Below are 14201 nucleotides of genomic sequence, written 5' to 3' on the forward strand. Positions count from 1 at the left end.
TTTTTTATATTATAATTGATTAATCAATTATATCAAAACCACAATAAGGAACTAGTACTTCAGGAATTTTAATTCCATTTTCAGTTTGGTAGTTTTCTAAAATACCAGCCAATACACGAGGTAAAGCTAAAGAACTACCATTTAGTGTATGTACTAATTGACTTTTACCTTCTTTATTTTTGAAGCGTAACTTTAAACGGTTTGCTTGAAAAGTTTCAAAATTTGAAGCAGAACTAATTTCTAACCAACGCTCTTGTGCTGTTGAGTATAATTCAAAATCGAATGTTAAGGCAGAAGTAAACCCTGTATCTCCACCACATAAGCGTAAAATACGATATGGTAATTTTAACTCACGTAAAATATCTTTAATGTGTTCTACCATTCCGTTTAAAGCATTGTATGAATTGTCAGGGTGCTCAACACGAACAATCTCAACTTTATCAAATTGATGTAAACGATTTAATCCACGAACATGCGCTCCATAACTTCCTGCTTCTCGACGAAAACAAGGAGTGTAACCTGTAACTGCAATAGGTAAATCAGCCTCTTTAACTAAATCGCCTCTAAACATATTAGTTACTGGAACCTCAGCAGTAGGAATCAAATATAAGTTATCTCCAGTTACATGGTACATTTGTCCTTCTTTGTCAGGTAATTGTCCTGTTCCAAAACCAGAAGCTTCATTTACTAAATGAGGAACCTGTACTTCGTTATACCCAGCAGCGGTATTTTTATCTAAAAAATAGTTGATTAAAGCACGTTGTAAACGAGCTCCTTTTCCTTTATAAACAGGAAAACCTGCACCCGTAATTTTAGCACCTAAATCAAAATCAATAATATCATATTTCTTCGCTAATTCCCAGTGAGGTAATGCATTTTCTCCTAAATTAGGAACAATCCCTTCTTTAAAAACTTCTTCATTATCTTCTTCATTCTTTCCTGCTTTTACTGATGGGTGAGGAATATTAGGGATTTGATATAATAATTCGTTTAATTTCTCTGCAGCTGAATTTAATTCTTCTGTTAACTGTTTAGATTGCTCTTTTAATTCACCTGTTTTTGCTTTTAGTTGATTTGCTTCTTCAACTTTACCAGACTTAAAAAGCCCGCCAATTTCTTTGGATATTTTGTTAGATTCAGCTAAAATAGTGTCTAAAGAAACTTGTGTAGTTCTACGCGTTTCATCAGCAGTTAATACTTCTTCAATAATTGTTTCGGCATTAGCAAAATTACGTTTTGCTAATCCGTCTAAAACAGTTTGTTTGTTTTCTCTAATAAACTGAACCTGTAACATCTTTTTAATTTTTTAAGAAAAGCAAAGATAAAAGAAGCTATAGACTTAAGCAATGTGTTTTGTGTACTAAATTTCTTCGAGCATTACAAAGAAGTCAGATAAAGTAATATTAAAATAGTCGCATATTTTTTGAAGAGTGGTGATAGTAACATTTGTTTTTCCTTGTTCTATTCTAGCTAGGTGTATTCCAGTATCAATATAAAATTCACTTGAAGTAATGTGGTATTCTTCTCTTAAAGCTTTTACACAAAGTGCTACCTTTTTTAAAGTAACCTCTTTTTTTGACAGCATCATTCTTTTTTTGATACAAATTCTTAAAAACATATGAAATACATAATGACATACTTGTCATTATATAGGGGTTAAAAAAATTAACTTTGCGTGTAGTTACGTCAATAATACTAATTCTAAAAATATTTGAAACCGGGGGGCTTTAAGTATAGTTTTAAGGTTAGGGTTTGACGTAACTTTTTAGAAAAAGTAACGAATTCTGTTTATCTTTTTTCAGTTGAGAAATTAAACAAGAAACAGAATCAAATTTTTGTTCATTTCTTAAATAGTAAAGTAATTCAATAGTTAATTCTTTACAATATAGATTTTGGTTAAAATTGAAATAGTGTACTTCAATTGTTTGGTGTTCACCGTCAACTGTTGGTTCGATTACCAATATTCATCATTCCATAAATAGTAGTGTTTTCAATAATAGATTTTATTATATAAACACCTGTTTTAGGAATTAATTTATAATCTTCAGGGATATCAATATTTGCGGTAGGGAAACCTATTTTTCCTCCTAGTTGTTTGCCATTCACAACTTTTCCAGTAAGAGAAAAATTATATCCCAAGTAATTATTAGCTGTTTTTAAATGCCCGTTAGCAAGAGCTTTTCTAATTTTGGTAGAACTAACTGATACATCATCAATATCTTGAGCGGGAATTTCTTGAACAGTAAAATCATATAAATGAGAATACTCTGTTAATTGTTCAATATTACCTTCTCTATTTTTACCAAAATGGTGATCGTAACCAATAATCAGTTTAGAAATATTTAGTTGATTAACTAAAATATCACGAACAAAATCTAAAGCGGTAAGTCTTGAAAACTCTTTACTAAAAGGATGAATTATTAAATAATCTAACCCTAATTTTTCTAGGTGTTGAGCTTTTTCGGTAATAGTATTGATTAACTTAATAGAAACATCTTTTTGTAATACCATTCTTGGGTGAGGAAAAAATGTTAGTAACACCGACTTTTTATTACTAGCTTTTGCTTCACTAACTAACTTTTCAATAATCTTTTGATGCCCAATATGCACTCCATCAAAAGTACCGATGGTGATTATTGTTTTTTGAGAAGGGTTAAGGTCAAAAAGAGAATGTATAACTTCCAAGATAACTAATAAATTTAAGCAAAAATACAATTTGTATGAGATGATAAATAATAAAAATTTAAATAAAATGTAAAATTTGTTTTTGGTAAGTTTTTCGATGTATAATTAGTATAATTGTAAAAAAACAGGGTAAATATTCTGTAAATGAAAAAAAATTGTATTTTGCACTACAGTTAACAAATTACTTTACATTATGATGAAAAAACTATTACTTGTTGCATTTGTGCTATTTGGTACAGCAATAATGGTTGCTCAAACTACCATTACAGGTACGGTTAGTGATGCTTCGCTTGGCGGACCATTACCAGGAGCAAACATTAAAGTTTCGAGAAAGACAGTAGGAACGTCTACTGATTTTGATGGTAAATTTACAATGACGGTAACAGATACTCCTCCGTTTACTATTGAAATTTCTTCCTTAGGGTATCAAACAAAAACAGTTGAGATAACAAAAAACAACCAAGTTGTTGAAATTAGCTTAACAGAAAACGCAACCTCTTTAGATGAGGTAGTTGTATCAGCTTCAAGGACTCCAGAACGAGTTATGGAATCACCTGTAACAATTGAGCGTTTTGATTCAAGAGCAATAAAGAATACAGCTTCTGCTTCATATTATGATGGATTAGAAAATTTAAAAGGAGTTGATATTAACTCAGGAGGCTTAACATTTAAAACAGTAAATACACGTGGTTTTGCTACCTTTGGTAATGAGCGTTTTGTACAGTTAGTTGATGGTATGGATAATGCTTCACCAGCATTAAATTTTGCCATAGGAAACTTATTGGGAATCTCTGAAGTAGATGTAAAAAGCGTTGAAATTTTACCAGGAGCAGCTTCAGCTTTATATGGAGCTAATGCTTTTAACGGTATTATGTTAATGCGTAGTGAGAACCCGTTTAACGAGCAAGGTATTAGTGTTGGTCTAAAAACAGGCTTAACAAGTCAAGAAGCAGCAGGAGATAATGGATATTATGATGCTACAATTAAAATGGCACATGCTTTTGATGATTATTTTGCTGTTAAAGCTAGTTTTTCTTACTTAAAAGGAGAAGAATGGCATGCAACTGATTATAGAAACACAACAGGTATCGGTGGTACATATATTCCAGGTATGAGTCATACTGATGATCCAAATTATGATGGAGCAAATATATATGGAGATGAAGTATCTGTTAATTTGGGAGGAGCAATAGGAAATGTTAGTAGAACAGGGTATAGAGAAGTAGACTTAATGTCTAACGAAGCTAAAAGTGTAAAGTTTAATGGAGCTATTCATTACCGTCCATTGGGAAATGACCGTGTTGAAATAATTTGGAATTCAAAATACGGTACAGGTAATACCATTTATCAAGGACAAAACCGTTATAATCTTGCTAACTTCTTTATGGAGCAACATAAATTAGAAGTAAGAGGTAAAAACTTTTTTGTAAGAGGGTATTATGCAGGTGAAGACGCTGGAGATTCTTATGATACTCGTTTTGCTGCAATAAATATAAACAGTAAATGGAAAGAGAACTCAGTTTGGTTTGGAGAATATGCAGCTGCGTATTTAGGATCCGTTCCTGGAGTACAGGCAAGCAATCATAATCAAGCAAGAGCTTTTGCTGATAGGAACAGACCAGAAGCAGGTTCTGCTGAGTTTACAAGACTATTTAATGAAGTAACTGCTGATCCAGATTTAATGACAGGGTCTAGATTTAGAGATAATACAAGTTACTATCATGCAGATGCAAACTTAAACTTACGTGATTACATTGATTGGGCTGAAGTTCAAGTAGGAGGTTCTTACAGGCAGTACAAGCTTAACTCTTTTGGTACTATTTATACTGATAGTGATGGGCCTATTAAATATGGAGAGTACGGTGTATATACACAAGTTCAGAAAAAAATGATGGATGACCGTTTGAAGTTTACAGGATCTATCCGTTATGATAAGTCTGATAATTTTGATGGAAATGTTACACCAAGAGTCTCTTTAGCCTATGCAGCAGGAGAAAACAAGAACCATAACTTTAGAGCGTCTTTCCAAACAGGTTTCCGTAACCCAACTACCCAAGACCAATATATTGGTTTGGCAACAGGAGCAGGCTTTATTTTAGGAACAGCTCCTGACAATATTGATCGTTTTTCAACTGCTGTTCAAACAACTACAGGAACATTTACTTTAACGGGTCAAGATGCTCTTAATAGAGGGTATTCTGCTGCTTCAATTAGTAGAAAAGCGAATGAACCAAATAATCCAAATATTCCTGATCCTACATTAGTTAAGACAGCTTTAGTGCAGCCAGAAAAAGTTAAATCTTTTGAAGTTGGATATCGTGCAGCACTTCCCTTAGGAGAAAACAAACTATCTATTGATTTTAGTACATATTATAATATGTATTCTGACTTTATTTCTAATAAAGATGTAGTTGTACTAGTAGACCCAAATACGCCAGCTACCATAAATAACTTAACTAATAGAGACTTAGTAAGAACATTTAGTGTAAAAACAAATTCAACGGCAGATGTTAATTCTTATGGAGTAGGGTTAGGATTAAACACAAAAGTATTTAACGGGTTTGATGTTGGGTTAAACTATACATGGTCTAAGTTTGATTTTGATCAAGCTTCTGATCCTGATTTTGAAGCTGGATTTAACACACCAGAGCATAAAGTAAAAATGCAATTTGGACATACAAATTTATTTGAAAACTTTGGATTTAATGTAAGTGCTCGTTGGCAAAATGAATTTTATTGGCAGTCTACTTTCTTAGAAGGAACAATTGAAGAAAGAACAGTTCTTGATGCTCAAATTAATTATTCTGTTCCTTCAATTAAATCAGTATTTAAAGTAGGAGGATCTAATTTAACAGGTGAAGAATACTTAAGTGCGCCAGGAGTAGGAGCTGTAGGTTCTCAATATTACATTTCTTGGACTATCAATAACTAAAAAAGAAACAATGAAAAATACAATTAAATATACTTTTTTGTCTGCGTTATTTTTAGGGTTAGCCGCCTGTGACGTAGATAATACATTACCTGAGATTAAAGGAGAAGCGGAAAACAATGTAACACTAGAAGCTGGTAGTGTAGATTTTTCTAAATATGTAGCAGTAGGAGCCTCTTTTACAGCAGGATTTTCAGATGGGGCTTTATTTAAATCTTCTCAAGAGAACTCTTTTCCAAATATCTTAGCTAGTAAATTTGCTATGGTTGGCGGAGGCGATTTTACACAACCTTTAATGAATGATAACATAGGTGGTTTTTTAATAGGAGGAGAAGAAAAAGGAGAGCCAAGGTTTTATTTTAATGGTGATGGGCCAGCAAGGTTATCAAAAACACCTACAACAGAGATAAGTAATATACAAACGGGACCATATAATAACATGGGAATCCCTGGATTAAAAAGCTTTCACCTAGGAGTAGAAGGTTATGGAGCATTAGCAGCTTTACCAAATGCAAACCCTTATTATGTAAGAATGGCATCTAACCCTATGGCAAGTGTTATACAAGATGTATTAGTACAGCAACCAACATTTTTTACATTATCTGAAATAGGAGGAAATGATGTTTTAGGATACTCTATAGCTGGTGGTGTAGGAGAAGATCATAATGAAACAGGAAACTTAGACCCAACAAGTTATGGAGCAAATGATATTACTAATTCAAATCTTTTTGCTTCTGTTTTTTCAAGTACCGTTGATGCTTTAGCAGCGGGAGATAGAAAAGGAGTCGTAGCTAATTTACCTTATATAACATCGTTACCTTACTTTACAACAGTTCCTTATGCGCCATTAGATCCTAGTAACCCTGATTTTGGAGCGCAAATACCAACATTAAATAATGTTTTTGGGGCTATTAACGGAGTTTTTGAAGCAATTGGTGTTCCAGAAAGATCAATTGTTTTTACCACAGATGCTGCAAATGCAGTTGTAATTAAAGATGAGTCTTTAGATAATAAGACAGCTCAAATTGTTGGAGCTTTATTAGCAAGTCCTACTTTCCCTCCTTTTGTGGCAAGTTTTGGATTACCTACTGATGCAACTACATTACAAAAAGTAGCAGGTTTATTAGGTACTTATTACGGTCAAGCAAGACAAGCAACAGAAGAAGACTTATTAGTATTACCAAGTAGTGCGATTATAGGTGAAGTTAATACAGATTCAGTTGCTTTTTTAATGTCACAAGGTTTATCACAAGAACTAGCAGGAATGTTTTCTGTAGAAGGAGTTTCATTACCTCTTGAAGATAAATGGGTATTAACAAAAGATGAGGTAAGTAGAGTTAAGAATGCTACGGATTCTTATAATGCAACTATTAAATCGGTGGCTGAAGCAAAAGGGTTGGCTTTTGTAGATTTTAAAGCTATTTTACAAGAAGCTTCTACTACTGGATTAGAGTTTGGGAATTATAATATGAATACTAGTTTAGTAACAGGTGGTTTAGTTGGTTTAGATGGAATTCATTTAACAGCTAGAGGATATGCGTTAATGGCTAATAAAATGTTAGCTGCTATTGATGCTACATACGGATCTAACTTTACCTTAGGTAAAGACGGTTTAGCTAAACCAGATGATTATCCAACAAATTACTCACCTACCTTACAATAGAGAGCAAAATAAAGTAAAAAAGCTGAAGATTAATCTTTAGCTTTTTTTTGTCTTTATCAGAGTTGATAATATATTTTTTATACTTACCATCTTTATATCTATAGTAGATAAATAAAGGCATTAATATAAAGGACATGTATAAAACACCTAGTCCTATTACTACTTGTGCTTTAGGGTGCTCTGTGTTTAAAAGGTAAGCACCAGTTATCATCCAAAGTAAAAAGATGATGAATAATATTTTAAGTATAGTTTTCATTCGTATTTATTTCATGAGAAGTTATTTACTATTGCAAAAGTAAAAATCCTAAACAGTTACGTTTAGGATTCTTGCTTTATTTTGACGTTTTTTAGATTTATGCTTCCGTTTTTTGTAACCAAGAGCGTACATCTACCTCTTGTTTAATAATATTGCTTAAATCTTCTATTTTAACTCGTTTTTGCTCCATAGTATCTCTATGACGAATGGTAACAGTGTTGTCTTCTATAGTATCATGATCTACCGTAATACAGAAAGGTGTACCAACAGCATCTTGACGACGATACCTTCTTCCAACAGCATCTTTTTCATCATAAACAACATTGAAGTCCCATTTTAAATCGTTAACAATTTTACGAGCGATTTCTGGTAAACCATCTTTTTTAACTAATGGTAAAATAGCTGCTTTGGTTGGTGCCAAAACTGCAGGTAACTTTAAAACAGTTCTTGTTGAACCATTTTCTAGCTCCTCTTCTTGTAAAGAGTTAGAGAAAACAGCTAAGAACATTCTGTCTAAACCAATAGAAGTTTCAATTACGTATGGTACATAACTAGTGTTGTCCTCGTGGTCAAAGTACTGTAGTTTTTTTCCAGAGAATTTCTCATGTTGACTTAAGTCAAAATCAGTACGAGAATGGATTCCTTCTAATTCTTTGAACCCAAAAGGAAATTTAAATTCAATATCAGCAGCGGCATCAGCATAATGTGCTAATTTGTCATGATCGTGAAAACGATAATTTTCTTCTCCCATTCCTAAAGACATATGCCACTTTAAACGAGTTTCTTTCCACTTTTCATACCATTCTTTTTGAGTTCCTGGCTTTACAAAAAATTGCATTTCCATTTGCTCAAACTCTCGTTGTCTAAAAATAAATTGGCGCGCAACGATTTCATTACGAAAAGCTTTACCAGTTTGTGCAATTCCGAAAGGAATTTTCATGCGTCCAGTTTTTTGTACATTTAAGAAGTTTACAAAAATACCTTGTGCAGTTTCAGGACGTAAATATACTTGCGTTGAACTATCTGCTGACGCTCCTAATTGCGTTCCAAACATTAAGTTAAATTGCTTAACTTCTGTCCAGTTTTTAGAACCAGAAACAGGACATGTAATGCCTAAGTCTATAATTAAATTTCTAAACCCTTCTAAATCGTTTTCTTCTTGAACTCTAGTTAATTCAACTGTTATCTCGTCAATTTGTTTTTGACGTCTTAAAACATTAGGGTTTGTACTTCTAAATTCATCTTCATTAAAAGCTTCACCAAAACGTTTTTTTGCTTTGGTTATATCTTTTTGAATTTTTTCGTTGATTTTTTCTCTAAAATCTTCAACTAAAACATCAGCTCTATAGCGTTTTTTAGAGTCTTTGTTATCAATTAAAGGGTCGTTGAAAGCATCAACGTGGCCTGAGGCTTTCCAAGTAGTTGGGTGCATTAGTATTGAAGCGTCAATACCTACAATGTTTTCATGCATTTGCACCATTGCTTTCCACCAATAATCACGAATATTCTTCTTTAATTCTACTCCGTTTTGAGCATAATCATACACTGCGCTTAAACCATCGTAAATTTCAGATGATTGAAATACATAACCGTATTCTTTTGCGTGTGATAATACTTTTTTAAATTGATCTTCTTGTTTTGCCATATTGCAAAAATAAAATAAGGATTTAAACTAAGGGTATGGAAAAAGAAAAAAGTGAAGAATAAATTAAGCTCTTCACTTTTTTATTAATAATTAATAGTTATGGTTTTATCTTAGCTTTATTGTTGTATTTCCAGAATAAACACCATCAACAAAAGCACTAATTATATACTTTCCTTTTTTAATATCGTCTCTGTTTACTAATATTAAAGATACAAGACTTAAACGGTTATTGTTGTAGTTAACTTCTAAAGAGTCTGTGTATTGAACTTTTTGTCCGTTTTTTAAGTCAGTTTTACCTTTAGGAGCGATTACATTTTTGTTTTCATCAATAATTTGAATGTATACGCGTTTTTCACCAGCACTAGTAATTGGGTTTTCTAACAAATCGAAATTAATTCTAAAAGCATCAGTTCTGCTAGATCTACTTGTAGATGTTAGCTTTCCACTACTTCGTTCTTTCATTGCAATAGCTTTTACTGGACTAGTTTTAATAATTCCACCAATAGCTACTTTTGCCTCTAATTCTTTGTTTTTTTCTGTTAGAGTTTCATTTACACTATCTTTTTGTTGTAAAATTTCATTAGCAATAACATTTTCTTGTGTTAAAGCATCGTTAGCACTGTTTAAAGAATCTATCTGAATGAAAAGTTTCTTATTCTCACGTTCTAAGCTAGCAATTCTACTTCTGTACTTTCTTATAAGTCCAAAGTTATCAGATTTTAAGAGTTTTATTGAGTCTCTTAAGTTCTTCATTTTAATTAGCTCTACTTCTAACCTGTCAGCTAAACGTTTTTTACCAACAACAACATCTGTGTAATCTTTAATCATTTCGTCTAGATCTTGTTGTAACTCAGCTTTTTCTTCTAAAAAAATATTTTGAAGGTTTTCATTTTCATTTGATTTTTGATGAGAATAAAAAAATAGGAAAAGTAATAAGATAATTAATACTAAAATTAAAACATTTTTGGTTTTTTGTTGATTCATAAGTTAAGGGGAAATTGATTATATTAAGTTATTTATTAAGGGGTGTTTTACTTTAATGCTAGAGATTTATTACCAGTATAAATACCGTTCACAAATGTATTTATATGGTATATTCCTGCATTAATTTTATTTTTTATATTGATAAAAGAAATCATAGATAGTTGTTCGTTATTGTATTCAGCTATTAAAATATCACTACACCATATTTTTTTATTGTTTTGTAAATTTACTTCTTTATATGGGGCAATCACATTTTTATTCATATCTGTTATTTGAATGTAAACTTCTTTTAAACCAGGTGGTGTTACTTTATTTTGCATTAACTCAAACTCTATTTTAAAAGCACTTACTTTTGTCGATTTTGAAGTAGATGTAAACTTTCCGTTTCTTTTTTTTCTCATTGCCTCTGCTTTTATAGAAGAAACTTCAATAAGTTCAGCAGTGGCTATTTTTTTCTTTAAAGCTAACTTTTCATTACTTAAAAAACGATTTATGTTGGTAAGTTTAGTGTTTTGTTTTTCTTTTATTAATAATGCTTCTTTAACGCTATCGTTCTTTATAATTAGTTTGTTATTTATAGTGTTTAAGTGACTTACTTCAGTAAAAAGCTTTTTGTTTTCTTCAATAAGTACTTTTGTTCTCTTCCTAAAATACCCAATAAATTTATAGTCTACTTGTTTTAGGTTTTTAATAGAATCTCTTAGTTGAATTACTTTGTTAAGCCCACCTTTTAGCTTTAATGAATATTCATTTTTTTTATAGCTAGCTTCTTCATAATCCTCAATAATGTTTGTTAATTCGCCCTCTAGTTCTTTTTTTTCAAGTTCAAAAATTGCCTTGAGTTCAGAATAGTCTCTAGCATTTTGATAAGACAAAAAACCAATAACAAGTATTAGTAAAATTAAGAAGGCAACAAAACTATTATTTTTTATTTTTGAGACTATCATCATTTTAAAGGGTATAAAAAAAGGGGACGCTCTGTGCTAATATACTATTTATTTTTTAACACATTTATAAATAAAAGCAGGTGGAAAGTTTAATGGTTCAAAGCTCAAATTTATGTTGTCTCCAAAAACTTCTTTTAGTTTTTTGTAGTAAGTTAAGCTATACTGATATTGAATAAATAGTCCTGATGGAGCTAAAAAGTTATAGCTTTTTGTTAAGATAGCGTGCGATATTTCTTTTGGGATTATGGTAAGGGGCAAGCTAGAAACAATGTAGTTGGCTTTTGAAAAACCAAGCTTTTGTATTTCAAGTTTTATGTTTTCTGCAGAAGCCTTTAAAACAACTAATTGTGGATGTTGTATTTTTTTTAATTCTCTATAGAAAGCGTCATTTATTTCAAAACATATTAATATGGTGTTGGGTTGAAGTTTTTTTAGTAAATATTGTGTTATGGCTCCGTTTCCAGGCCCTAACTCTACAATAACTTCAGCAGACTTAAAATCAATTTCTTTTAGCATCTTGTTAGCTAGGTATCTAGAGCTTGGAACAACTGTGCCTGATGTTTTGTAATTTTTTACAGCTTCTTTAAAAAAATTAAACTTTTTACTCAAAATATAATTTATTGTTGTTTTTTGTATCTTCCTATGTTAAAAAAGGCTTGTAAAGATGCAATTTTTAAAAGAGATATTCTACTTATTCTATCCCAAATTATGTGTAAATTGTGAAAAAACGTTATTACAAAATGAAACACTTCTCTGTGTTATTTGTAAAAACGACTTGCCAATTATAGACGATAATAAGCATATAAATGTTACATTAATGTCAAATTTTTATGGGAAAGTATCAATACAAGCAGTACATTCTTTTCTTTTTTACAGGAAGAAAGGAGTTACCCAAAAATTGATCCATCAATTAAAGTATAAAAATCAGCCAGAAATTGGAATATTTATTGCTGACTGGTTTGGAGAACGATTAAAAACATTAAATACTTTTATAGATATAGACTATATTATTCCAGTACCATTACATTTAAAAAAGCTTAAAAGTAGAGGATATAATCAAGTAACCATGTTTGGAAAACGATTAAGTGATATTTTGAATGTAGAGTATAAGCCAGATATTCTTATAAGAACTTCCAAAACTAAAACGCAAACATTAAAACAACGATTTGAACGGTTTTCTAATAACAAAACAAAGTTTAAACTTGTTGATACAACACTTTTTGAAAATAAACATATTTTACTTATTGATGATGTTATTACAACAGGAGCAACATTAGAAGCTTGTGCAAACGAACTTTTAAAAACGCAAAACATAAAGATAAGTGTTGCTACAATGGCGTATACACAAAAAGACTAATACCATTCCATCTTAATTTACTACTTTTGAAAATGGATTTTAAACCAATAATTTGTGAAAAATAAACACTTTATTTTAGTAACTCTTTTCGCTTTTTTAATAAGTAGTTGTGCACGTAAAGGACGACCAGAAGGAGGTCCAAAGGATGAAACCGCACCAATAATGGTTACTGCAAATCCTCCTTATGAAACTATTCATTTTAAAGATGATAACATTCGTATTTATTTTGATGAGTATATTGTTTTAAAAGACCTACAAAAACAGTTGGTAGTTTCTCCGCCAATGAAAAATCCACCGTTAATTACACCACAAGGAACACCAAGTAAGTATATTAATATTAAAATATTAGACACGTTACAGAAAAATACCACCTATACTTTTAACTTTGGAAATGCAGTTCAAGATAACAACGAAAACAACAAGTTAGAGAGCTTTAAGTATGTGTTTTCAACAGGAGACTATATTGATTCTTTAAAAATTAAAGGTGCAGTAGCTGATGCTTTTGATAAAAAAGAGGTGAAAGAAGTTAGTGTTTTGTTATATAAGATTGATAGTACCTACAACGATTCTATTGCTTTTAAGAAAAAGCCAAATTATGTAACAAGCACGCTAGATTCTACAAATTTTGAGTTTAGTAATTTACGTGAAGGAAAATATTTAATGCTAGCATTAAAAGAGCCTTCAAGTGATTATATTTTTAATAGTAGAACAGATAAAATTGGTTTTGTAGTAGATACAATTACGTTACCAAAAGATACTTTGCTAAACAAACCTATTCGTTTTTTTAAAGAAATTCAGCCATATGAGTTTAAAAGAGGAAAAGAAGTAACAAAAGGAAAAATTCAGTTTGGTTTTGAAGGGAAGCAGGAAGATATGAGTATTGAACTGTTATCGGAAGTTCCGCAAGATTACAAGTCGTTTACTCAGTTTGAGGAAGATAAAGATACACTCAATTATTGGTATACACCTGTAGAGAGAGATTCATTGAATTTTATAGTAAATAATCAGAATTTTAAAGATACTGTTACAGTGTTTTTAAGAAAAAAGAAAATTGACTCTTTATCTGTGTCATCTAGTGTAAGTGGAGTTCTTAACCTGAAAGATACTATGTTTATTAAAACAAATAACCCAATTGTTTCTTTTGATAAATCGAAGTTTTCATTGATAGATAAAGATACTGTTGATGTACCTTTTGAATTGCAAAAGCAGTCGATTAATAAACTAGCTGTATTGTTTGAAAAGAAACCTAAATATGGATACATTTTTAAAGGCTTACCTAAAGGAATAACTGATGTTTTTGAAACTACAAACGATACGTTAGATTATAAATTCACAACGCGTACTGTGGAAGATTATGGAAGTATTGTTTTGGATGTTAAAAACGAAACAGAATATCCTATTATTATTGAATTATTAAGTCAAGATAAGGTTGTAGAAAAAAGGTATCTTACTTCTTCTAAAAAGATAGAATTTATCTTACTAGAACCCAAGGAATATAGTGTTAGAGCTATAGTTGATGAAAATAATAATCGTATGTGGGATACTGGAAATTTCTTATTAAGAAAAGAGCCAGAGCAAATTATCTATTTAGAAACTGTATTTAAACTAAGGGCTAATTGGATACAAAACGAAACATTTGTAATAAAATAGATAATATCATCTTGAAAGAGTAAAGAAACCGAATAGAGAAGCAATTAGTTTCTTTATTCGGTTTCTTATTTACATTATATTTTAC

At 31.0% G+C, this 14201-nt stretch carries 11 protein-coding genes and 1 pseudogene; 4 read left to right on the forward strand and 8 right to left on the reverse strand.

What is annotated here, in order from left to right:
- Nucleotides 1–19: 19 nt before the first annotated feature.
- The 3 genes and pseudogenes from serS to AC3VJB_RS13065 form a co-directional block, all read right to left on the reverse strand.
- Nucleotides 20–1294, reverse strand: coding sequence for a serine--tRNA ligase (gene serS / locus AC3VJB_RS13055; protein WP_047788167.1), 1275 nt, complete (start codon nucleotides 1292–1294; stop codon nucleotides 20–22).
- Between the two features lie 66 nt (nucleotides 1295–1360).
- Entirely contained in the window at nucleotides 1361–1588 is a 228-nt protein-coding gene (locus AC3VJB_RS13060) for a helix-turn-helix domain-containing protein (protein ID WP_047788168.1), read from the reverse strand.
- A 157-nt stretch (nucleotides 1589–1745) separates the two neighbouring features.
- A pseudogene (locus tag AC3VJB_RS13065) lies at nucleotides 1746–2685 on the reverse strand (bifunctional riboflavin kinase/FAD synthetase).
- Nucleotides 2686–2878: 193 nt separating this feature from the next.
- On the opposite strand from AC3VJB_RS13065, the gene AC3VJB_RS13070 reads away from it, so the two are divergent.
- Together AC3VJB_RS13070 and AC3VJB_RS13075 are read left to right on the forward strand one after the other, a co-directional pair.
- A complete protein-coding gene (locus AC3VJB_RS13070; RefSeq protein ID WP_047788170.1) occupies nucleotides 2879–5617 on the forward strand; it encodes a TonB-dependent receptor in 2739 nt (912 codons plus the stop codon).
- Between the two features lie 10 nt (nucleotides 5618–5627).
- Nucleotides 5628–7277 (forward strand): SGNH/GDSL hydrolase family protein, encoded by a 1650-nt coding sequence (locus AC3VJB_RS13075; protein ID WP_047788171.1) that lies wholly within the window; start codon nucleotides 5628–5630, stop codon nucleotides 7275–7277.
- Here AC3VJB_RS13075 and AC3VJB_RS13080 read toward each other — a convergent pair.
- The 5 genes from AC3VJB_RS13080 to AC3VJB_RS13100 form a co-directional block, all read right to left on the reverse strand.
- Nucleotides 7264–7533, reverse strand: coding sequence for a hypothetical protein (locus tag AC3VJB_RS13080; RefSeq protein WP_464837419.1), 270 nt, complete (start codon nucleotides 7531–7533; stop codon nucleotides 7264–7266). The two genes, AC3VJB_RS13075 and AC3VJB_RS13080, sit on opposite strands and share 14 nt — an antisense overlap.
- 97 nt (nucleotides 7534–7630) lie before the next feature.
- Nucleotides 7631–9178, reverse strand: coding sequence for a glycine--tRNA ligase (locus tag AC3VJB_RS13085; RefSeq protein ID WP_047788173.1), 1548 nt, complete (start codon nucleotides 9176–9178; stop codon nucleotides 7631–7633).
- Between the two features lie 105 nt (nucleotides 9179–9283).
- Nucleotides 9284–10162 carry a DUF8428 domain-containing protein gene (locus tag AC3VJB_RS13090; RefSeq protein ID WP_073182437.1) on the reverse strand — a complete coding sequence of 293 codons (879 nt, stop codon included), beginning with the start codon at nucleotides 10160–10162 and terminating at the stop codon, nucleotides 9284–9286.
- A 47-nt stretch (nucleotides 10163–10209) separates the two neighbouring features.
- A complete protein-coding gene (locus AC3VJB_RS13095; protein ID WP_073182438.1) occupies nucleotides 10210–11112 on the reverse strand; it encodes a DUF8428 domain-containing protein in 903 nt (300 codons plus the stop codon).
- Nucleotides 11113–11157: 45 nt separating this feature from the next.
- Complete coding sequence (locus tag AC3VJB_RS13100; RefSeq protein WP_047788176.1) at nucleotides 11158–11718, reverse strand: class I SAM-dependent methyltransferase; 561 nt, start codon at nucleotides 11716–11718, stop codon at nucleotides 11158–11160.
- A gap of 208 nt (nucleotides 11719–11926) precedes the next feature.
- On the opposite strand from AC3VJB_RS13100, the gene AC3VJB_RS13105 reads away from it, so the two are divergent.
- Nucleotides 11927–12466 carry a ComF family protein gene (locus AC3VJB_RS13105; protein WP_240627174.1) on the forward strand — a complete coding sequence of 180 codons (540 nt, stop codon included), beginning with the start codon at nucleotides 11927–11929 and terminating at the stop codon, nucleotides 12464–12466.
- Nucleotides 12467–12520: 54 nt separating this feature from the next.
- Complete coding sequence (locus tag AC3VJB_RS13110) at nucleotides 12521–14116, forward strand: Ig-like domain-containing domain (RefSeq protein ID WP_437823591.1); 1596 nt, start codon at nucleotides 12521–12523, stop codon at nucleotides 14114–14116.
- Nucleotides 14117–14201: the final 85 nt, after the last annotated feature.

This window comes from Tenacibaculum sp. TB-53, assembly GCF_059716285.2.

Coding starts and splice junctions, on each gene's coding strand:
- serS (WP_047788167.1), bottom strand. CDS start 1,294: ATGTTACAGGTTCAGTTTATTAGAGAAAACAAACAAACTGTTTTAGAC.
- AC3VJB_RS13060 (WP_047788168.1), bottom strand. CDS start 1,588: ATGATGCTGTCAAAAAAAGAGGTTACTTTAAAAAAGGTAGCACTTTGT.
- AC3VJB_RS13070 (WP_047788170.1), top strand. CDS start 2,879: ATGATGAAAAAACTATTACTTGTTGCATTTGTGCTATTTGGTACAGCA.
- AC3VJB_RS13075 (WP_047788171.1), top strand. CDS start 5,628: ATGAAAAATACAATTAAATATACTTTTTTGTCTGCGTTATTTTTAGGG.
- AC3VJB_RS13080 (WP_464837419.1), bottom strand. CDS start 7,533: ATGAAAACTATACTTAAAATATTATTCATCATCTTTTTACTTTGGATG.
- AC3VJB_RS13085 (WP_047788173.1), bottom strand. CDS start 9,178: ATGGCAAAACAAGAAGATCAATTTAAAAAAGTATTATCACACGCAAAA.
- AC3VJB_RS13090 (WP_073182437.1), bottom strand. CDS start 10,162: ATGAATCAACAAAAAACCAAAAATGTTTTAATTTTAGTATTAATTATC.
- AC3VJB_RS13095 (WP_073182438.1), bottom strand. CDS start 11,112: ATGATGATAGTCTCAAAAATAAAAAATAATAGTTTTGTTGCCTTCTTA.
- AC3VJB_RS13105 (WP_240627174.1), top strand. CDS start 11,927: ATGTCAAATTTTTATGGGAAAGTATCAATACAAGCAGTACATTCTTTT.